The sequence below is a fragment of the Streptomyces sp. NPDC002690 genome (assembly GCF_053592415.1).
Window position 1 is genome coordinate 25,336 of record NZ_JBSFVR010000025.1, and the last position, 18,783, is coordinate 44,118.

At 72.7% G+C, this 18,783-nt stretch carries 14 protein-coding genes; 12 read left to right on the forward strand and 2 right to left on the reverse strand.

The annotated features are described in order from the left end of the window. The first annotated feature begins 107 nt into the window (after nt 1-107). From ACWD3D_RS06110 to ACWD3D_RS06150, 9 genes are all read left to right on the forward strand, one after another. Nucleotides 108-1,742 (forward strand): acyclic terpene utilization AtuA family protein, encoded by a 1,635-nt coding sequence (locus ACWD3D_RS06110; protein WP_451459735.1) that lies wholly within the window; start codon nt 108-110, stop codon nt 1,740-1,742. 66 nt (nt 1,743-1,808) lie between these two features. Continuing rightward, nucleotides 1,809-3,407 carry an acyl-CoA carboxylase subunit beta gene (locus ACWD3D_RS06115; RefSeq protein ID WP_451459721.1) on the forward strand — a complete coding sequence of 533 codons (1,599 nt, stop codon included), beginning with the start codon at nt 1,809-1,811 and terminating at the stop codon, nt 3,405-3,407. An 89-nt stretch (nt 3,408-3,496) separates the two neighbouring features. Further along, nucleotides 3,497-5,539 (forward strand): ATP-binding protein, encoded by a 2,043-nt coding sequence (locus ACWD3D_RS06120; protein WP_451459736.1) that lies wholly within the window; start codon nt 3,497-3,499, stop codon nt 5,537-5,539. Continuing rightward, the gene (locus ACWD3D_RS06125; protein ID WP_451459722.1) at nt 5,536-6,696 is read left to right on the forward strand and encodes an acyl-CoA dehydrogenase family protein; all 1,161 of its coding nucleotides are present in this window, start codon (nt 5,536-5,538) and stop codon (nt 6,694-6,696) included. The genes ACWD3D_RS06120 and ACWD3D_RS06125 overlap by 4 nt, the downstream gene beginning before the upstream one ends. Nucleotides 6,697-6,821: 125 nt before the next feature. Then, on the forward strand, nt 6,822-8,450 hold the full coding sequence (locus tag ACWD3D_RS06130; protein WP_451459723.1) for an AMP-binding protein: 1,629 nt from the start codon (nt 6,822-6,824) through the stop codon (nt 8,448-8,450). Next, nucleotides 8,447-9,223, forward strand: coding sequence for an enoyl-CoA hydratase family protein (locus tag ACWD3D_RS06135; protein ID WP_451459724.1), 777 nt, complete (start codon nt 8,447-8,449; stop codon nt 9,221-9,223). Before ACWD3D_RS06130 ends, ACWD3D_RS06135 begins: the two co-directional genes overlap by 4 nt. Next, nucleotides 9,211-9,927: a TetR/AcrR family transcriptional regulator gene (locus tag ACWD3D_RS06140; protein WP_451459725.1), complete on the forward strand. Its 717-nt coding sequence runs from the start codon at nt 9,211-9,213 to the stop codon at nt 9,925-9,927. The genes ACWD3D_RS06135 and ACWD3D_RS06140 overlap by 13 nt, the downstream gene beginning before the upstream one ends. Before the next feature lie 287 nt (nt 9,928-10,214). Then, entirely contained in the window at nt 10,215-12,068 is a 1,854-nt protein-coding gene (locus ACWD3D_RS06145; protein WP_451459726.1) for an alkyl/aryl-sulfatase, read from the forward strand. A 67-nt stretch (nt 12,069-12,135) separates the two neighbouring features. Continuing rightward, nucleotides 12,136-12,978: a trimeric intracellular cation channel family protein gene (locus ACWD3D_RS06150; protein WP_451459727.1), complete on the forward strand. Its 843-nt coding sequence runs from the start codon at nt 12,136-12,138 to the stop codon at nt 12,976-12,978. A gap of 60 nt (nt 12,979-13,038) precedes the next feature. On the opposite strand, the gene ACWD3D_RS06155 is transcribed toward ACWD3D_RS06150, so the two are convergent. Then, nucleotides 13,039-14,148, reverse strand: a complete 1,110-nt coding sequence (locus ACWD3D_RS06155; RefSeq protein WP_451459728.1) for a citrate synthase 2 — start codon at nt 14,146-14,148, stop codon at nt 13,039-13,041. 347 nt (nt 14,149-14,495) lie between these two features. On the opposite strand from ACWD3D_RS06155, the gene pdxH reads away from it, so the two are divergent. Together pdxH and ACWD3D_RS06165 are read left to right on the forward strand one after the other, a co-directional pair. Next, the gene (gene pdxH / locus ACWD3D_RS06160) at nt 14,496-15,137 is read left to right on the forward strand and encodes a pyridoxamine 5'-phosphate oxidase (protein ID WP_451459737.1); all 642 of its coding nucleotides are present in this window, start codon (nt 14,496-14,498) and stop codon (nt 15,135-15,137) included. 468 nt (nt 15,138-15,605) lie between these two features. Beyond that, complete coding sequence (locus ACWD3D_RS06165) at nt 15,606-17,018, forward strand: PAS domain S-box protein (protein WP_451459729.1); 1,413 nt, start codon at nt 15,606-15,608, stop codon at nt 17,016-17,018. Nucleotides 17,019-17,075: 57 nt separating this feature from the next. On the opposite strand, the gene ACWD3D_RS06170 is transcribed toward ACWD3D_RS06165, so the two are convergent. Next, on the reverse strand, nt 17,076-17,831 hold the full coding sequence (locus ACWD3D_RS06170; RefSeq protein WP_451459730.1) for a sugar isomerase domain-containing protein: 756 nt from the start codon (nt 17,829-17,831) through the stop codon (nt 17,076-17,078). Between the two features lie 217 nt (nt 17,832-18,048). Between ACWD3D_RS06170 and ACWD3D_RS06175 the strand changes: the two genes are divergently transcribed. Further along, entirely contained in the window at nt 18,049-18,741 is a 693-nt protein-coding gene (locus ACWD3D_RS06175) for a metal-dependent transcriptional regulator (protein ID WP_451459731.1), read from the forward strand. The last annotated feature ends 42 nt before the right edge of the window (nt 18,742-18,783 follow it).

Below are 18,783 nucleotides of genomic sequence, written 5' to 3' on the forward strand. Positions count from 1 at the left end.
CCGTCACCGAGCCCGAGCCCGCCCGCCCGCACCCGCTCGATCCGCCCGCGCCCACCCCGCTGCGGATCGGCAACGCCTCCGGGTTCTACGGCGACCGGTTCGACGCGATGCGCGAGATGCTGACCGGCGGCCCGCTCGACGTCCTGACCGGCGACTACCTCGCCGAGCTCACCATGCTGATCCTCGGTCGCAGTCGGCTGAAGGACCCCTCGCGCGGTTACGCCTCCACCTTCCTGCGGCAGCTCGAAGAGAGCCTCGGGCTGGCCGTCGAGCGAGGGGTGAAGATCGTCGCCAACGCGGGCGGCCTCAACCCGGCCGGACTCGCCGACGCCGTACGCGAGTTGGCCGAGAAGCTCGGGGTGCCGGTGCGGGTCGCCCACGTCGAGGGCGACAGCCGGCCCGTCCCCGAAGGGTTCCTCACCGCCAACGCGTACCTCGGCGGCGCCGGGATCGCGGCCTGTCTGCGGGCGGGCGCGGACATCGTGGTCACCGGCCGGGTCACCGATGCCGCCCTGGTCACCGGCCCCGCCGCCGCCCACTTCGGCTGGGGGCCCGACGACCTGGACGCCCTCGCCGGGGCCGTCGTCGCCGGGCACGTCCTGGAGTGCGGCACGCAGGCCACCGGCGGCAACTACGCCTTCTTCGGCGACCACGACGTGCGCCGCCCCGGCTTCCCGCTCGCCGAGATCCACGCCGACGGCTCGTCCGTCATCACCAAGCACCCCGGAACCGGCGGGGTGGTGGATCTCTCCACCGTCACCGCGCAGTTGCTCTACGAGACCGGGGGCGCCCGGTACGCCGGGCCCGACGTGACCGCCCGACTCGACACCGTACGGCTCGTCCAGGAGGGGCAGGACCGGGTCGGGATCAGCGGGGTACGGGGCGAGGCGCCGCCGCCCACGCTGAAGGTCGGGCTCAACCGGCTCGGCGGCTGGCGCAACGAGGTCGTCTTCGTCCTCACCGGACTCGACATCGAGGCCAAGTCCCGTCTCGTGCGGGACCAGTTCACCGACGCGCTCGACCGCTCCGGGAAGGCGCCCGCCGAGATCCGCTGGGAGCTGGCCCGCACCGACCACCCCGACGCGCCCACCGAGGAGACCGCGAGCGCGCTGCTCCGGCTCGTGGTCCGCGACCAGGACGCGGAGGCGGTGGGGCGGGCGGTCTCCGGGGCCGCGGTCGAGCTCGCCCTCGGCAGCTACCCCGGCTTCCACGTCACCGCCCCGCCCGGAAAAGGCGCCCCGTACGGGGTCTTCGAGGCCGCCCACGTGCCGGCCTCGGAGGTCACGCACACCGCCGTACTGCCGGACGGGACGCGGCAGGTGGTGCCCGCGCCGACGGTGACCCGGGTGCTCGACCTCGTACCGGTGGAGGTCCCGCTGCCGCCCGCGCCGGAGCCGGAGGTGACCCGCAGTGTGCCGCTCGGGCTGCTCGCCGGGGCGCGCAGCGGCGACAAGGGCGGTGACGCGAACGTCGGGGTGTGGGTGCGCGAGGAGCGCGCCTGGCGGTGGCTGGCGCACGAGCTGACCGTCGAGCGGTTCCGCGAACTCCTGCCGGAGACAGCCGGTTTGGAGGTCGAACGACACGTGCTCCCGCAGCTGCGGGCGGTGAACTTCGTCGTCCGGGGGCTGCTGGGCGAGGGAGTCGCCGCACAGGCCCGGTTCGACCCGCAGGCCAAGGCGCTGGGGGAGTGGCTCCGCTCACGCCACCTGGCCGTACCCGTCTCGCTGCTCGACCCGGCCTGAGATCCGGCCGCCACGGCCGACCCGGCCCGAAGACCCTGAGCCCACTCCCCGTACCGGAGGCACCGCATGACCGTCCTGCCCACCGGGCTCGACACCGCCGGACCCGAATACGCCGCCAACCGCGCCGCCCTCCTCGCCAAGCTCGACGATCTCGGCGCCGAGCACGCGAAGGCGCTGGCCGGGGGCGGCGAGAAGTACGTGGCCCGGCACCGTTCGCGCGGGAAGCTGCCCGCGCGGGAGCGGATCGAGCTGCTGATCGACCCGGACACCCCGTTCCTGGAGCTGTCGCCGCTGGCCGGCTGGGGCAGCGACTACACGGTGGGTGCCTCGCTGGTCACCGGGATCGGGGTGGTCGAGGGCGTCGAGTGCCTGATCACCGCCAACGACCCGACCGTACGCGGCGGCGCCTCCAACCCCTGGACACTGAAGAAGGCGCTGCGGGCCAACGAGATCGCCTTCGCCAACCGGCTGCCCTGCATCAGCCTGGTGGAGTCCGGGGGCGCCGACCTGCCCTCGCAGAAGGAGATCTTCATCCCCGGCGGGGCGCTCTTCCGCGACATCACCCGGCTCTCCGCCGCCGGAATCCCCACCGTGGCCGTGGTGTTCGGGAACTCCACCGCCGGAGGCGCGTACGTCCCCGGTATGTCCGACCACACCGTCATGATCAAGGACCGGTCCAAGGTCTTCCTCGGCGGTCCCCCCTTGGTGAAGATGGCCACCGGCGAGGAGAGCGACGACGAGTCGCTCGGCGGCGCCGGGATGCACGCCCGCACCTCCGGGCTGGCCGACCACTTCGCCGTCGACGAGCACGACGCGCTGCGGCAGGCCCGCCGGATCGTCGCCCGGCTCAACTGGCGCAAGGCACACGCCGATCCGGGACCCGCCGAACCGCCGAAGTACGACGAGGAGGAGCTGCTCGGCGTCGTGCCGGGCGACCTCAAGGTGCCGTTCGACCCGCGCGAGGTCATCGCCCGGCTGGTCGACGGCTCCGACTTCGACGCCTTCAAGCCGCTCTACGGCACCAGCCTGGTCACCGGCTGGGCGCGGCTGCACGGCTACCCGGTCGGCATCCTCGCCAACGCGCAGGGCGTGCTCTTCAGCGAGGAGTCGCAGAAGGCCGCGCAGTTCATCCAGCTCGCCAACCAGCGCGACATCCCACTGATCTTCCTGCACAACACCACCGGCTACATGGTCGGCAAGGAGTACGAACAGGGTGGCATCATCAAGCACGGCGCGATGATGATCAACGCGGTCTCCAACTCGAAGGTCCCGCACCTCTCCGTACTCATGGGCGCCTCCTACGGGGCCGGCCACTACGGCATGTGCGGACGCGCCTACGACCCCCGCTTCCTCTTCGCCTGGCCCAGCAGCAAGTCCGCCGTGATGGGCCCGCAGCAGCTCGCCGGGGTGCTCTCCATCGTGGCCCGCGCTTCCGCCGCCGCGAAGGGCCGCCCCTACGACGACGAGGCCGACGCCGGGCTCCGCGCCCTGGTCGAGCAGCAGATCGAGGCCGAGTCGCTGCCGGCGTTCCTCTCCGGGCGGCTCTACGACGACGGGGTCATCGATCCCCGCGACACCAGGACCGTCCTCGGGATGTGCCTCTCCGCGATCCACACGGCCCCCGTCGAAGGCGCCCGCGGCGGCTTCGGCATCTTCCGGATGTGAGGGCGGTGAGGACTGTGGGAGCCGTGGGAGCCGTGGGAGCCATGGGAGCCGCGAGGCCCGAGAGCACCGAGAACACCGTGAGGACTGACGTGATCACTTCGCTGCTCGTCGCCAACCGGGGCGAGATCGCCTGCCGGATCTTCCGCACCTGCCGGGCGCTCGGCATCACCACCGTCGCCGTGTACTCCGACGCGGACGCCGGCGCCCTGCACGTCCGCGAGGCAGACCTCGCCGTACGGCTGCCGGGGGCGACGCCCGCCGACACCTATCTCCGGGGCGACCTGGTCGTCGCCGCGGCGCTCGCGGCGGGGGCCGACGCCGTGCACCCCGGGTACGGCTTCCTCTCCGAGAACGCCTCCTTCGCCGCCGCCGTGCAGGACGCCGGGCTGCTCTGGGTCGGCCCGCCGGTCAAGGCGATCGAGCAGATGGCGTCGAAGACCCGCGCCAAGGAGCTGATGGCCGCCGCCGAGGTGCCGCTGCTCGCCCCCGTCGACCCGGCCACCGCGACCGAGGCCGATCTGCCGCTGCTGCTCAAGGCGGCGGCGGGCGGCGGCGGGCGCGGAATGCGGATCGTCCGCGAACTGCGCGCACTTCCCGACGAGTTGACGGCCGCCCGGGCCGAGGCGGAGTCCGCGTTCGGGGACGGCGAGGTGTTCGCCGAGCCGTACGTGGAACGCGGCCGGCACGTCGAGGTCCAGGTGATGGCCGACGACCACGGCACCGTGTGGGCGCTCGGTACCCGCGACTGCTCCCTCCAGCGCCGCCATCAGAAGGTCGTCGAGGAGGCCCCCGCCCCCGGTCTCGGCGAGGAACTGCGGACCCGGCTGCACGACGCGGCCGTGGCCGCCGCACGGGCCGTCGGCTACCGGGGTGCCGGGACCGTGGAGTTCCTCGTCTCCGCCGACGGGCGGCCGTACTTCCTGGAGATGAACACCCGCCTCCAGGTCGAACACCCCGTCACGGAAGCCGTGTTCGGGCTCGACCTGGTCGCCCTCCAGCTCCGTACCGCCGAAGGCGAGCCGCTGCCCGCCGCCGCCCCGCCCGTCCCCGAGGGGCACGCCGTGGAGGCCCGGCTCTACGCCGAGGACCCCGCCCACGACTGGCGCCCGCAGACCGGACTCCTGCACGCGCTCGACCTGCCCGAGGAACCCGGGGTGCGCCTGGACACCGGGTACACCGGCGGCGACACCATCGGGGTGCACTACGACCCGATGCTCGCCAAGGTCGTCGCCCACGCGGCGACCCGCACCGAGGCGGTACGCCTCCTCGCCCGCGTCCTGGAGCGCGCCCGCGTGCACGGCCCGGTCACCAACCGGGACCTGCTGGTCCGCTCCCTGCGCCACCCCGACTTCCTCGCCGCCCGCCTCGACACCGGGTTCTACGACCGCCACCTGCACACCCTCACCCCCGCCCCCGACGAGGACGCCGTCCGCCGCGCCGCCCTGGCCGCCGCCCTCGCCGACGCGGCGACCCGCACGGCGGGCGGAGCCGGGGGGCCCGCCGCCGTGCCCGCCCGCTTCGGCGCCTGGCGCAACCTCCCCTCCCAGCCGCAGACCAAGCGCTATCGCGCCGAGCCCGACGCCGGGGAGTACGAGATCGCCTACCGGGCCACCCGCACCGGGCCGGTCCCGCACGACGCCCCCGGCATCCGCGTGGTGGAGGCCGGTCCCGACCGGGTCGCCCTCGAACTCGACGGTGTGGTGCGCCGGTTCGCCGTCACCGCGCACGGCGACCAGGTGTACGTGGACACGGCGGACGGCTCCCACACCTTCACCGCCCTGCCCCGCTTCACCGACCCCGCGGCCCGCAGCGAACCCGGCTCCCTGCTCGCCCCCATGCCGGGCACGGTCGTCCGCCTCGCGGAGGGGCTGGCGCCCGGGGCGGCCGTCGAGGCCGGGCAGCCGCTGATCTGGCTGGAGGCGATGAAGATGGAGCACCGCATCCTCGCCCCCGCCACCGGCACCGTCACCGCGCTCCATGTCGCGCCGGGCCTCCAGGTGGAGGTGGGCGCCCTGCTCGCCGTCGTCCAGGACACGGCCCCCGGCCACGAAGAAGCCCACGCACAGGACACGCCCCTCGCGCACGATGAGCCCCCCGCCCAGGACACGCCACAGGAGGAACCGCAGCCATGAGCACCGTCCTCGAATCCGCTGAGCACCAGGCGCTCCGCGCCGCCGTCGCCGCCCTCGGCAAGCGCTACGGGCGCGCGTACATGTCCTCCGTCATCGCGGAGGGCCGACACACCGACGAACTCTGGTCCGAAGCCGCCAAGTTCGGCTATCTCGGCGTGAACCTCCCCGAGGAGTACGGCGGCGGCGGCGCGGGCATGGCTGAACTGTCCATCGTTTTGGAGGAGTTGGGCGCGGCCGGGGCGCCGCTGCTGATGATGGTGGTGTCCCCGGCGATCTGCGGCACGGTGATCTCCCGCTTCGGCACCGAGGCGCAGAAGCGGCAGTGGCTCCCCGGGCTCGCCGACGGCAGCCTGACCATGGCCTTCGGCATCACTGAACCGGACGCCGGCTCCAACTCGCACCGGATCACCACCACCGCCCGCCGCGACGGCGACGACTGGCTGCTCACCGGCCGGAAGGTCTTCGTCTCCGGCGTCGACATCGCCGACGCCACCCTCATCGTCGGCCGGACCGAGGACGCCCGCACCGGCACGCTCAAGCCCTGCCTCTTCATCGTCCCGCGCGACGCCCCCGGGTTCGGACGCTCGCAGATCGACATGGAACTCCACGCCCCGGAGAAGCAGTTCGAGCTGGTCCTCGACGACGTGCGGCTGCCCGCCGAGGCGCTCGTCGGCGACGAGGACGCCGGGCTGCTCCAGCTCTTCGCCGGGCTCAACCCCGAACGCATCATGACCGCCGCCTTCGGCATCGGTATGGGTCGCTACGCTCTGGGCCAGGCCGTGGAGTACGCCAAGACCCGCCAGGTCTGGAAGACCCCCATCGGCGCCCACCAGGCCATAGCCCACCCGCTCGCCGTCGCCCACGTCGAACTGGAGCTGGCCCGGCTGATGATGCAGAAGGCCGCCGCCCTCTACGACGCGGGTGACGACATCGGCGCGGGCGAGGCCGCCAACATGGCCAAGTACGCGGCGGGCGAAGCCTGTGTGAAGGCCGTCGACCAGGCGGTGCACACCCTCGGCGGCAACGGCCTCACCCGCGAGTACGGACTCGCCTCGCTCATCACCGCGGCCCGCGTCGCCCGGATCGCCCCGGTCAGCCGCGAGATGATCCTCAACTACGTCTCCCACCAGTCGCTCGGCCTGCCCAAGTCGTACTGACACGGGGCTTGTTCCTCGGCACTACGCACCCGTACGCACCACGTGGCGCACCCGTCCACCCGGCGCGGTGCGCCACCGCCGCACAGCCTCCGCACCCGCCGCCCACGCGTCGACAGGGGACCGCCATGGTGTTCCGCAGTGAGTACGCAGACGTATCCATCCTCAGCACACCCATCCACGAAGCGGTGCTCGGCCGGGCCGCCGAGTTCGGGGACACCGTCGCGCTGATCGACGGCACCAACGGGATGGCCCTCACCTATTCCCAACTCGACCACTTCCACCGCCGGATCGCCGCCGCGCTCGCCGAGGCCGGACTCCGCAAGGGGGACGTACTCGCCCTGCACAGCCCCAACACCATCGCCTACCCACCCGTCTTCTACGGGGCGACACGGGCCGGCGCCTCCGTCACCACGGTCCACCCGCTTGCCACCGCCGAGGAGTTCGCCAAGCAGCTCACCGACGCCTCCGCGCGCTGGGTCGTCACCGTCTCGCCGCTCCTGGACACCGCGCGGCGGGCCGCCGTACTGGCGGGCGGGATACGGCAGATATTCGTCTGCGACTCCGCCGACGGGTACACCTCCGTGCTCGACATGCTCGGCTCCACCGCCCCCGAGCCGCAGGTGGAGATCGACCCGGACGAGGACGTCGCCGTCCTGCCCTACTCCTCCGGCACCACCGGCGCGCCCAAGGGCGTGATGCTCACCCACTGCTCCATCGCGACCAACCTGGAACAGCTCCAGCCGTTCGTGCCGCTGCTCCAGAGTGAACCCATTTTGGCGGTTCTGCCGTTTTTTCACATCTACGGTCTGACCGCGCTGATGAACGGGCCGCTCCGGCACGGGGCCACCGTGGTGGTGCTGCCCCGCTTCGACCTCGACCAGTTCCTCGCCACCATCGAGAAGCACCGCATCGCCGGGCTGTACGTGGCCCCGCCCATCGTGCTGGCCCTCGCCAAGCACCCGGCGGTCGCCCGTTACGACCTCTCCTCGCTCCGCTACATCGTCTCGGCCGCCGCCCCGCTCGACGCCGACCTCGCCCGCGCCTGCTCGGAGCGGCTCGGGCTGCCGCCGGTCCGCCAGGCGTACGGCATGACCGAGCTGTCCCCGGGCACCCATGTGGTGCCGCTCTCCGAGGAGAACCCGCCGGACGGCACGGTCGGCAAACTGATCCCCGGCACCGAGATGCGGATCGTCGACCTCACCGACCCCGGTGCGGACGCCGAGCCCGGCGCCGAGGGCGAGATCCTGATCCGGGGCCCCCAGGTGATGAAGGGCTACCTCGGCCGCCCCGACGCCACCGCCGCCATGATCGACGAGCACGGCTGGGTGCACACCGGGGACGTCGGCCGGGTCGACGAGGACGGCTGGCTGTACGTCGTCGACCGGGTGAAGGAGCTGATCAAGTACAAGGGTTACCAGGTCGCCCCCGCCGAGCTGGAAGCCCTGCTGCTCGGCCACGAACTCCTCGCCGACGCCGCCGTCATCGGCGTCCACGACGACGCGGGCAACGAGATCCCCAAGGCGTTCCTGGTCCGCTCGCCGTCCCCGGAGGCGCGGAAGCTCACCCCGGAGGACGTGATCGGGTACGTCGCCGAGCGCGTCGCCCCGTACAAGAAGGTGCGGCGGGTGGAGTTCATCGACGCGGTGCCCCGGGCCACCTCGGGCAAGATCCTGCGCCGCGAACTCCGCGACCGCGAACGCGCCACCGGCCCCGGGGACGGAACCGGGGCCGCCACCGAAGGGAACCCCGCATGAGCAGCCTGGCCGCGCCCGTCCACGACCGGGGCATCACCACCCTCGCCCTGGACGCCCCCGCCCGCCGCAACGCCCTCTCCGCCGAGCTGGTCGGCGAGCTGGCCGAGGCGCTGGACGCCTGCGCGGCCGACCCGGCCGTGCGCGCGGTCGTCCTGACCCACACCGGCACCACCTTCTGCGCCGGGGCGGACCTGAAGTCGCCGGCCGATCCGAGGGAGTTCGTCGCGCTGCTGCGGAAGATCGTCGCGCTGCCCAAGCCCGTGGTGGGCCGGGTCACCGGCCATGTCCGGGCCGGAGGGCTCGGACTGCTCGGGGCCTGTGACATCGCGGTCGCGGGGCCCGGGGCGAGCTTCGCGCTCACCGAGTCGCGGCTCGGGCTCGCCCCGGCGGTGATCTCGCTGACCCTGCTGCCCAGGCTCGAACGCTCCGCGGCGGCCCGCTACTTCCTCACCGGCGAACGGTTCGACGCGGCCGAGGCCGCCCGCATCTCCCTGGTCACCCTCGCCGCGGGCGACCCGGCGGGAGCCGTCGCCCCGGGCGAGGGCGCGGACGAGGTGGACAAGGCGCTCGAACCCGTACTGGACGGACTGCGCAAGGCGTCCCCGCAGGGGCTGATGGCGTCGAAGCAGCTGGTCACGGCTACCGTGCTGGAGAGTTTCGACCGACACGCCGAAGACCTCATCGCCCTCTCCACCGCGCTCTTCGCCTCCGACGAAGCGCGGGAGGGGATGACGGCCTTCCTCGAACGACGGGACCCCGCATGGCTGTGGTGACGCCCCCGAACGACCTGCCCGCCGACGGCCTGCCTCCGAACGGCCCGCCTCCGAACGCCTTGGCGACGAACGGCGCGCCCTCGATCGACGAGCCTCCGATCACCGCGCCACCGGACAGCGCGCTTCCCGGCAACGCCAAGTCGCCGAAACAGGACCGCAGTCGGGTCACCCGGCAGCGGCTCCTGGAGGCCGCCGTGGCCTGCCTCGCCGTCCACGGCTGGGCGGGCTCCACGGTCTCCGTCGTCGCCGAGCGGGCCGGGGTCTCCCGGGGTGCGGCCCAGCACCACTTCCCCACCCGTGAGGACCTGTTCACCGGGGCCGTCGAGTACGTCGCGGAGGAACGCTCCGCCGCGCTGCGGGCGCTCCCCGTGCAGGGCCGCGCCTCGGTCGTCGCGGCGCTCGTGGATCTGTACACCGGCCCGCTCTTCCGCGCCGCGCTCCAGCTCTGGGTGGCCGCCTCCAACGAACCCCAACTCCGCCCCCGGGTCACCGAACTCGAAGCCCGCGTCGGCCGGGAGACCCACCGCATCGCCGTCGCCCTGCTCCGTGCCGACGAGACCCGCCCCGGGGTGCGCGAGACGGTCCAGGGACTCCTGGACATGGCCCGGGGCCTCGGCCTGGCCAACCTCCTCACCGACGACACCGCGCGTCGGCGGAGGGTCGTGGCCCAGTGGGCGGAGCTGGTGGACCGCGCGCTGGACTGAGGGACGCGAGCCGAGGTTCACCAGCACGCCGGATGCCGGGGGCCGGGGCCGGGGCCGGATCTTGGGGCGAGGCCGAGGGGGAGCGGGCGTGCGACTGCTTCCGGACGATCGCGGACCCCGGGCTCCACTCCGCGGTGACGCCGCGTCCTCTCCGGTCCTGATCCGCCGGACACACCCTCGGTCCGCCGTCCCCGCACTCGGCCCCGGCCGTCCTTCGAACGGGACACCTGGCGGGGCACGCGAAGCCGGTATGCGTGAATAGTCGGATTCTGGGCTATTCGTTGTCCATGAGTGATCTCGACTACGCCGACAGGTCCGACTTCGAGGACGCCGACCGAGGGTTCGTCGCCGCCCTCTCTCCCGCGGTGATCCGGACGGGGGACGGCCGGGTGATCTGGGACGGTGACGCGTACGGATTCCTGGACGGGGACTGCCCCGACAGCGCGCACCCCAGCCTGTGGCGGCAGAGCCTGCTCTGCAACAAGCAGGGCCTGTTCGAGGTGACGACCGGGATCTACCAGGTCCGCAACCTGGACCTGTCGAACATGACTCTGGTCGAGGGCGACACCGGTGTCATCGTCATCGACCCGCTGATCTCGGCCGAGACCGCGGCCGCCGCTCTCGCGCTGTACCGCGCGCACCGCGGCGACCGACCGGTCACCGGGCTCATCTACACGCACTCCCACGGCGACCACTTCGGCGGTTCCCGCGGGGTCCTGCCGCACGGGCACGCCCCGGTCCCGGTGGTCGCTCCGGCCGGGTTCCTGGAGCACGCGGTGGCGGAGAACGTCTACGCGGGCGGCGCGATGACCCGCCGGGCGGTCTACATGTACGGCGCCGAACTGGCCAAGGGCCCTGCCGGGCACATCAGCGCCGGACTGGGCATCACCACCTCCAAGGGCACGATCACCCTCGTACCGCCGACGCTGGACATCACCCGCACCGGCCAGGAGGAGACGGTCGACGGGGTGCGGATCGTCTTCCAGATGACGCCGGACACCGAGGCGCCCTCGGAGATGAACTTCTACTTCCCCGACCGGCGGGCCCTGTGCATGGCGGAGAACGCGACGCACAACATGCACAACATCCTGACCCTGCGCGGCGCGGTGGTCCGGGACACCCGTATCTGGGCGCACTACCTGGGCGAGACGATCACGCTGTTCGGCGATCGGGCCGAGGTCGCCTTCGCCTCCCACCACTGGCCCACCTGGGGTCAGGGCCGCATCGTCGAGCATCTGGCCGGGCAGCGCGACATGTGGGCCTACCTCCACGACCAGACCCTGCGCATGACCAACCAGGGACTAACGGGTACGGAGATCGCCGAGCTCATCGAACTGCCCCCGGCGATCGCCCGCCGGTGGGCGAACCGGGGCTACTACGGTTCGGTCAGCCACAACGTCAAGGCCATCTACCAGCGCTACATGGGCTGGTTCGACGGCAATCCGGCCCACCTGTGGGAGCACCCGCCGACGGAGCAGGCCAAGCGGTTCGCCGCCGACTACGGCGGTGTGCCGGCACTGATCGCCAAGGGCGAGGAGTACGCGGCCTCGGGGGATCTCCGGTTCGCGGCGACGCTGTTGGGGCACGCGGTCTTCGCCGCCCCCGACGACGGGCCCGCCAAGCAGGCGCTGGCCTCGGTGTACGAGAAGCTCGGGCACGGCGCGGAGAACGCCACGTGGCGCAACTTCTACCTGATGGGGGCTCAGGAATTGCGCGGTGCGATCGCCCACACCGCGTTGGAGACGACCAACCCCGAGATGGCGATGGCACTCACCGTCGACATGCTCATCGACTCCCTCGCCATCCGCGTCGACGGCCCCCGGGCGTGGGACGAGAGGCTCACCATGACCTGGAACGTCACCGACGAGCACCGTTCCTGGCACATCCTGCTGTCCAACGGCGCACTCACCTACCGCAGCGCCGCCACCGACACAGGCACAGGCACCGACACCGCCACGGGGGCGTACGGGCCCGGCCCCGGGGCCGACCTGACCCTCACCCTGACCAAGGCGGAACTCCTCGGCGTCCTGGCAGGCAAGGGACTCGACGAGGTGCGGGTCCAGGGCGATCCGCGGGTCTTCGCCACACTCGTCGGCCTGCTCGACACCCCCGACCCCGACTTCGCCATCGTGACACCGTGACCCCCCGCACCTCGCAGGCTCCGGCCGCGCCCGGCGGCCGGAGCCGGGTGCCCGCGGGAGTCGCCCGGTGAGCCCGGCGCACCTGGCCGTGGGCGCCGTCGGCTTCGGATCGTTCGAATTCACCGGCGGCGGCACGTTCATCAACCTGGTCGCGGCGACCACCAACGCCCTGAACGGGGCGCTGCTGGCCCGCCGCCCCGACCACTACAAGAACTTCACGGTGATCGGCATCCTGCTCATGGCGCTGCTCGGCGGCATCGGCGGCGGGGTCAGCCGGGACGTCATGGTCGGCCGGGTCCCGGCCGCGCTGACCAACTCCTCCTACGTGGTGCTGTGTCTGATCGCCGGGGCGATCGGACACCTCCTCGCCTATTCCGAGGGCCAGCTGTTCCGCGAGGGACTGTTCCAGTTCGTCACCTCTTTCGCCCTGCCCTGGTACGCCATCGTCGGCGCCCAGACCGGGACGGAGGCCGGCCTGCCCGTTCTCGGGTCCCTCGTCCTCGCCGTCGTCGGCCCTACCGCAGGTCGCTTCCTCATCGACATCTCTTGCGGAGTCCCGCCCAAGCAGTTCGTCCGCGGCGAGTGGTTCGTGACCATCGCCGCTCTGACCGGTGCCGTGTGGATCGCCCTCGACCGGGCGGGACTCCCACGCACCGCGAGCGCGCTGCTCGCCTTCCTCGTCGGCTTCGCCGTCCGCCTCACGGCTCTCTACCGGGGCTGGGAAGAGCCACTGGCCGCCGAGCCGTCCGGTGTCTACCGCCACGACGACGGACGTCCGCTCCTCGGCCGCAAGATCTCCGGCAAGTCCACCCGCGAACTGCGCCTGCTCGGTCTGACCGTCGAATCCCACGACGAGCCCCGGACCCGGGCAACCGGATCGACACGCCGCAACGGCCGCCACCGGCCCTGAGCGTTCCGGACCCGCGACCGGGTGCCGGGCGGGGCGCGCCCCGCACGGCACCCGCCGCCGTCAGCCCGTGATCGGGCTGATCGAGTCGAACCCGTCGATCTCGCGCGGGTCCCGTGCCGCCGGACCCACGTACTCGGCCGAGGGACGCACCAGCCGGCCGGTGCGCTTCTGCTCCAGGATGTGCGCCGACCAGCCGGCCGTGCGGGCGCAGGTGAACATCGAGGTGAACATGTGCGCCGGGACCTCCGCGAAGTCCAGCACGATCGCGGCCCAGAACTCCACGTTCGTCGCCAGCACCCGGTCCGGGCGCCGTGCGTGCAGCTCTTCCAGCGCCGCCTTCTCCAACGCCTCCGCCACCTCGAAGCGGGGTGCGGCCAGCTCGCGGGCGGTGCGCCGCAGCACCCGGGCGCGCGGGTCCTCGGCGCGGTAGACGCGGTGGCCGAAGCCCATCAGCCGCTCGCCCTTGTCCAGCGCCTGCTTCACGTACGCGGTGGCGTCCCCGGTCCGCTCGATCTCCTCGATCATGCCGAGCACCCGGGAGGGGGCACCGCCGTGCAGCGGCCCGGACATCGCTCCCACCGCGCCCGACAGTGCCGCGGCCACGTCCGCGCCGGTCGACGCGATGACCCGGGCGGTGAACGTGGAGGCGTTCATGCCGTGTTCGGCGGCGGACGTCCAGTAGGCGTCGACGGCCTTGACGTGCTTGGGGTCCGGCTCGCCGCGCCAGCGGATCATGAACCGTTCGACCACGGACTCGGCCTTGTCGATCTCGCTCTGCGGGACCATCGCGAGTCCCTGCCCGCGCGCGGACTGCGCCACGTACGACAGGGCCATCACGGCCGCCCGCGCGAGGTCGTCGCGGGCCGTCGCCTCGTCGATGTCGAGCAGCGGTTTCAGGCCCCAGACCGGGGCGAGCATGGCCAGCGCCGACTGCACGTCCACCCGGATGTCACCGGAGTGGACCGGGATGGGAAACGGCTCGGCGGCCGGCAGACCGGGGTTGAACGCCCCGTCCACCAGCAGTCCCCATACGTTGCCGAAGGACACCTTGCCGACGAGGTCCTCGATGTCGATCCCGCGATAACGGAGCGCACCGCCTTCCCTGTCCGGTTCGGCGATCTCCGTCTCGAACGCGACGACTCCCTCAAGCCCGGGTACGAATGCGGACATCAGGCGGCTCCCTCTGTGCGGCTGCGAGCTCTGTCGGTGAAGGTCCTCGGTACGAAGGCCCTCCATGGGACCTGACCCCTGATAGTGGCGGCTCCCGCCGGGGCAAGGAAGGGTGATGTCTCGCACAGCACCCCTTGGTGTGGTGCGGCGGTGTCCCGTGTGTCGTGCGGCGGCGGTACGTGTCGCGGGGCGGGTGGCACACCGGTCGTGGTCCCTCCTGCCCGCCTCGTCGGCCGACCCGCCCGCTGCGGCAGGATGGGCCCGTGCCCACAGCTGACCCGACACCTCCGTCCGCTTCCCGTCCGGCCGCGTCCCCCGCTTCCGATTGCACCATCGATCCGGCGGCGATGCGCGAGCAGTACCGCTCCGAGGCGTTCACGGAGCAGGAACTCGCTCCCGAGCCCATGGACCAGTTCGCCCGCTGGTTCCGGCAGGTCGCCGCCCACGGCGCACTGCACGAGCCGAACGCCATGGTGGTGTCCACCGCCACGCCGGACGGCCGCCCGTCCTCCCGCACGGTGCTGCTCAAGGGGTTCGACGCGCGCGGCTTCGTCTTCTACACCAACTACGAGTCGCGCAAGGGCCGGGAGCTGGCCGCCGACCCGCACGTCTCGCTGCTCTTCCCCTGGCATCCGCTCGCCCGCCAGGTCATCGTCACCGGCACCGCGGAGCAGGTGAGCCGCGAGGAGACGGTGGCGTACTTCCGTACCCGCCCGCACGGATCGCAGCTCGGCGCGTGGGCGAGCGCGCAGTCCACGGTCATCGGCTCCCGCCGGGAACTCACGGAGCGGTACGAGGAACTCGCCGCCCGCTACCCGGAGGGCGAGAAGGTGCCCGTCCCGCCGCACTGGGGCGGTTTCCGGGTGACGCCCGAGACGGTGGAGTTCTGGCAGGGCCACGAGAACCGGCTGCACGACCGGCTGCGGTACGTACGCCCCGCGACGCCGGAGCAGGGCCCCGGCTGGCGCGTGGAGCGCCTCTGCCCCTGAATCCGAAAGGTCCGGGGAGACCGGGAAAAGCAGAACCCGCAGGCTCGGGTCCCTCCGTGAGGAGGAGCCGGCCGGATCTACCGGCGAGCCTGCGGGTCGGTGACTGCTTGGGTTTCGGCAGACAGCCTGCCGAGGTGCACGATGTGCGACGACGGGCTGTCAGCCCGCAGCCACCTCACGAATCCGATAAGACTGCACTTACGGATCACCTCCTTTCAGCGTGTGCCAGAAGCCTAGGAATCTCGTCCGGGCCGCACAACCTATTTATCGGAAGGGGGTGTGCGCCGGGTCACAGTCGAGTTCAATGGGTTTCTGACATGCGGAAACGCGTGGGGAATCGCGCACGGACACGCGCACGGACACGCGCACGGGCACAGGCACGGACACGGCACTGAGCGCGCACCGCCGGGGCAGCGGTGCGTACGGCGGGGACGGCACGTTCTGCGGGGGTACGGAATGAGTCCTTCCATGGGCAGTGGCACGGCGGACGCGTCCGCGTCGGACGCCACAGGAGCCACCGGGGCCACAGGCGTACCGGAGGCCACGGTCACCGACACCGGACCGGCCGGACCCGCACCCGGCGCCGAACTCCTTGCCGCGCTCCTCGACGGCATGGACACGGCGCTGTTCGCCCTCGACGCCGGGGGCACCGTCACCCACTGGAACCGCCAGGCCGAACGCGTCCTCGGCTGGTCCGCCCCCGAGGTGGTCGGCCGGGACGGCTTCGCGGGCTGGGCGGTGCGTGGACCGGACGCCGACGAGGTACGCCGACGGCTGATGGCGATCCAGGACTCCGAGGGCCGGCAGGTCCACGAATTCGCCCTGGTCCGCAAGGACGGCGGCCGGGTCCTCGTGCGCATGCAGGCCGCCGGGATGCGCGGCGGGGACGGCGGACCGGCCGGGGTGTACTGCGCGTTCAGCGAGGCGCACGCCCAGATCGACCTGGAACGCTCCATCGCGCTGAGCGAGGCGCTCTTCCAGGACGGGCCTTGGGGCGTGGTCCTGGTCGACGCCGATCTGCGGCCCACCGTCGTCAACGCGCACGCGGCGCGCGCGCTCGGCGGCGGCCGGACCTCCCTGCTCGGGCGCCCCCTCGGAGAGGTCGTGCTCCAGGGTGTCGAGGACCTCGAAAGCGCCTTCCACCATGTGCTCGCCGCCGGGGCACCGCCCGCCCCCGCCGAACTCTGGGTGACCCTGCGCAGCCGTGAGGGCGGGCGGCGGCGCTGCTGGCGCAGCGGCTTCCTGCGGCTCTCCTCGCCCCTCACCGAAGAGGCGGTACCGCTCGGAGTCGCCTGGCTGTTCCAGGACGTGACGGAGGCGCGCGCCGCCGAGCAGGCCGCGGCCAGGCTGCGGTTCCGCTCCGCCCAGCTGCACCGCGCCGCGAGGGCCGCCGCCGAGTGTGAGGACCCGTGGGAGGCGGCGACGACCACCCTCGACTTCTCGCTGGCCGGCTTCGCCGACCACGCGTTGCTCGACCTGGTGGAGGGGGAACGGCTGATCCCGACGGCGGCCACCCCGACGGACGCCCCCGGCCCCTGCCTGCTGGTGGCGGGCGGCTCCCTCCCGGCCCGTTACCGCCCCGGCCACCCGGCCTTCCAGACGCTGGACCGGATCGCCCCGGTCCGGGTGAGCGCCGGTGGCGACGCGAGTGCCGCCCGGGGTGCCTGGGCGGTCGAACGCCAGTGGCCCCGGCAGGTCGCGCACGCCCTCTGCGTGGCGCTCCGCAGCCGGGGCCGGACGCTGGGGGTGGTGACCTTCCTGCGTACGGCGGACCGCCCCGCCTTCGAGCGGGAGGACGCGGCCCACGCCGAGAGTGCGGCGGTCCGGGTGGCCTCCGCGGTGGACCTGGCCCTGCTGCTCGACGGCCGTACGGGCGGCTGATCCGGGGGACGGACGCGCGCGGGTGCCCGGTGCGGCCGGGCGCTCGGCGCGGGCGCGTCAGTGCTGGTAGAAGATCCGGTCCCGGTTGTCCTCGAAGACGCGCCGGTTCCACTCGTGGCCGCCGTCCACGTTGGCCGAGCGCAGCAGCGGCGGCTCGATGCCGCGTGCGGCCAGTTCCTCGGCGGCGGCGGCCATCGTCGCCTGCATCAGCGCACTGGTCACGACGGTGGAGGCGGGGGCGAAGGGTGCTCCGACCCCGTCGGTGGTCAGCTCCGCGTCGCCCACCGCGATCTTGCTGTCGAGGACGATGTCGCAGTGGTCGAGCAGAAAGCCGCCCGAAGCGGCCCGGGACGAGGTGGCGGCGGCGTACGCCACCGAGGTCACCCCGATCACGGTGAGGCCGCGCGCCCTGGCCTCGCGGGCCATCTCGACGGGCAGGGTGTTGCGGCCGGAGAGCGAGATGATCACCAGCAGGTCGCCCGCGGTGGCCGGGCTGGTCGCGAGCACCGTGGTGGCGAGCCCCTCCACCCGCTCCAGCGCCGAGCCGAGGGTCGCGGGCATGACGTCGACCCCGACGGTGCCCGGCACGGCGAGGAGGTTCATCAGGGCGGGCCCGCCCGCCCGGTACACCACGTCCTGGGCGGCGAGCGAGGAGTGGCCGGCGCCGAAGGCGAAGAGCCGGCCGCCCGCGGCGATGGTGTCGGCGACGGCCGCGCCCGCCGCGGCGACGGAGGCTGCCTCCTCGTCGCGGACCCGGGCCAGCAGCCCGATGGCTGCGTCGAAGAACTGACCGGCCAGCTTGCTCTCGCTCATCGGGGGAGCCCTTCCGTCGTGGATACCGCGATCACGTTGCGGTCCGGACCACCGCACTGTCAATAGCGGTCCCGGCCGTGTGCCGCCCGGGTCCGGGCCGGGTCCGGGCCGGACCCGGCACGGTCCACGGCGCGATGCGTCAGAATTGGACGAGGGCCAGAGCACGGCGGCAACAAGGCAGCATGACGTTTCACTGTCACAGTTATGAGGGGCACGAATGTCCGGACTGATCGACACCACGGAGATGTATCTCCGCACCATCCTCGAACTCGAAGAGGAAGGTGTGGTCCCGATGCGCGCCCGTATCGCTGAGCGGCTGGACCAGTCCGGTCCGACGGTCAGTCAGACGGTGGCCCGGATGGAACGCGACGGCCTGGTCCAGGTCGCCGGGGACCGTCACCTGGAGCTGACCGAGGAAGGCCGGCGCCTGGCGACCCGGGTCATGCGCAAGCACCGCCTCGCCGAGTGCCTGCTCGTCGACGTGATCGGCCTGGAGTGGGAGCAGGTGCACGCCGAGGCCTGCCGCTGGGAGCACGTGATGAGCGAGGCCGTGGAGCGGCGGGTGCTGGAGCTGCTGCGCCACCCCACGGAGTCCCCGTACGGCAACCCGATTCCGGGTCTGGAGGAGCTGGGCGAGCACGCCGGAGCCGATCCGTTCCTGGAACAGGGCATGGTCAGCCTGGCCGAGCTGGACCCGGGCAGCGACGGCAAGACCGTCGTGGTGCGCCGGATCGGCGAGCCCATCCAGACCGACGCCCAGCTCATGTACACGCTCCGGCGCGCCGGGGTCCAGCCGGGAGCCGTCGTCAGTGTGACGGCGGCGGCGGGCGGCGTGCTGGTCGGCTCGGGCGGTGAGGCGGCGGAGCTGGACAGCGAGGTCGCCTCGCACGTCTTCGTCGCCAAGCGCTGAGCCACCGCCCCCGGCGCCCGGCGCTCCGTGCCCGGGGCCGGG

Coding starts and splice junctions, on each gene's coding strand:
- ACWD3D_RS06145 (WP_451459726.1), top strand. CDS start 10,215: ATGAGTGATCTCGACTACGCCGACAGGTCCGACTTCGAGGACGCCGAC.
- ACWD3D_RS06115 (WP_451459721.1), top strand. CDS start 1,809: ATGACCGTCCTGCCCACCGGGCTCGACACCGCCGGACCCGAATACGCC.
- ACWD3D_RS06125 (WP_451459722.1), top strand. CDS start 5,536: ATGAGCACCGTCCTCGAATCCGCTGAGCACCAGGCGCTCCGCGCCGCC.
- pdxH (WP_451459737.1), top strand. CDS start 14,496: ATGCGCGAGCAGTACCGCTCCGAGGCGTTCACGGAGCAGGAACTCGCT.
- ACWD3D_RS06165 (WP_451459729.1), top strand. CDS start 15,606: ATGGGCAGTGGCACGGCGGACGCGTCCGCGTCGGACGCCACAGGAGCC.
- ACWD3D_RS06170 (WP_451459730.1), bottom strand. CDS start 17,831: ATGAGCGAGAGCAAGCTGGCCGGTCAGTTCTTCGACGCAGCCATCGGG.
- ACWD3D_RS06110 (WP_451459735.1), top strand. CDS start 108: ATGCGCGAGATGCTGACCGGCGGCCCGCTCGACGTCCTGACCGGCGAC.
- ACWD3D_RS06155 (WP_451459728.1), bottom strand. CDS start 14,148: ATGTCCGCATTCGTACCCGGGCTTGAGGGAGTCGTCGCGTTCGAGACG.
- ACWD3D_RS06175 (WP_451459731.1), top strand. CDS start 18,049: ATGTCCGGACTGATCGACACCACGGAGATGTATCTCCGCACCATCCTC.
- ACWD3D_RS06130 (WP_451459723.1), top strand. CDS start 6,822: ATGGTGTTCCGCAGTGAGTACGCAGACGTATCCATCCTCAGCACACCC.
- ACWD3D_RS06140 (WP_451459725.1), top strand. CDS start 9,211: ATGGCTGTGGTGACGCCCCCGAACGACCTGCCCGCCGACGGCCTGCCT.
- ACWD3D_RS06135 (WP_451459724.1), top strand. CDS start 8,447: ATGAGCAGCCTGGCCGCGCCCGTCCACGACCGGGGCATCACCACCCTC.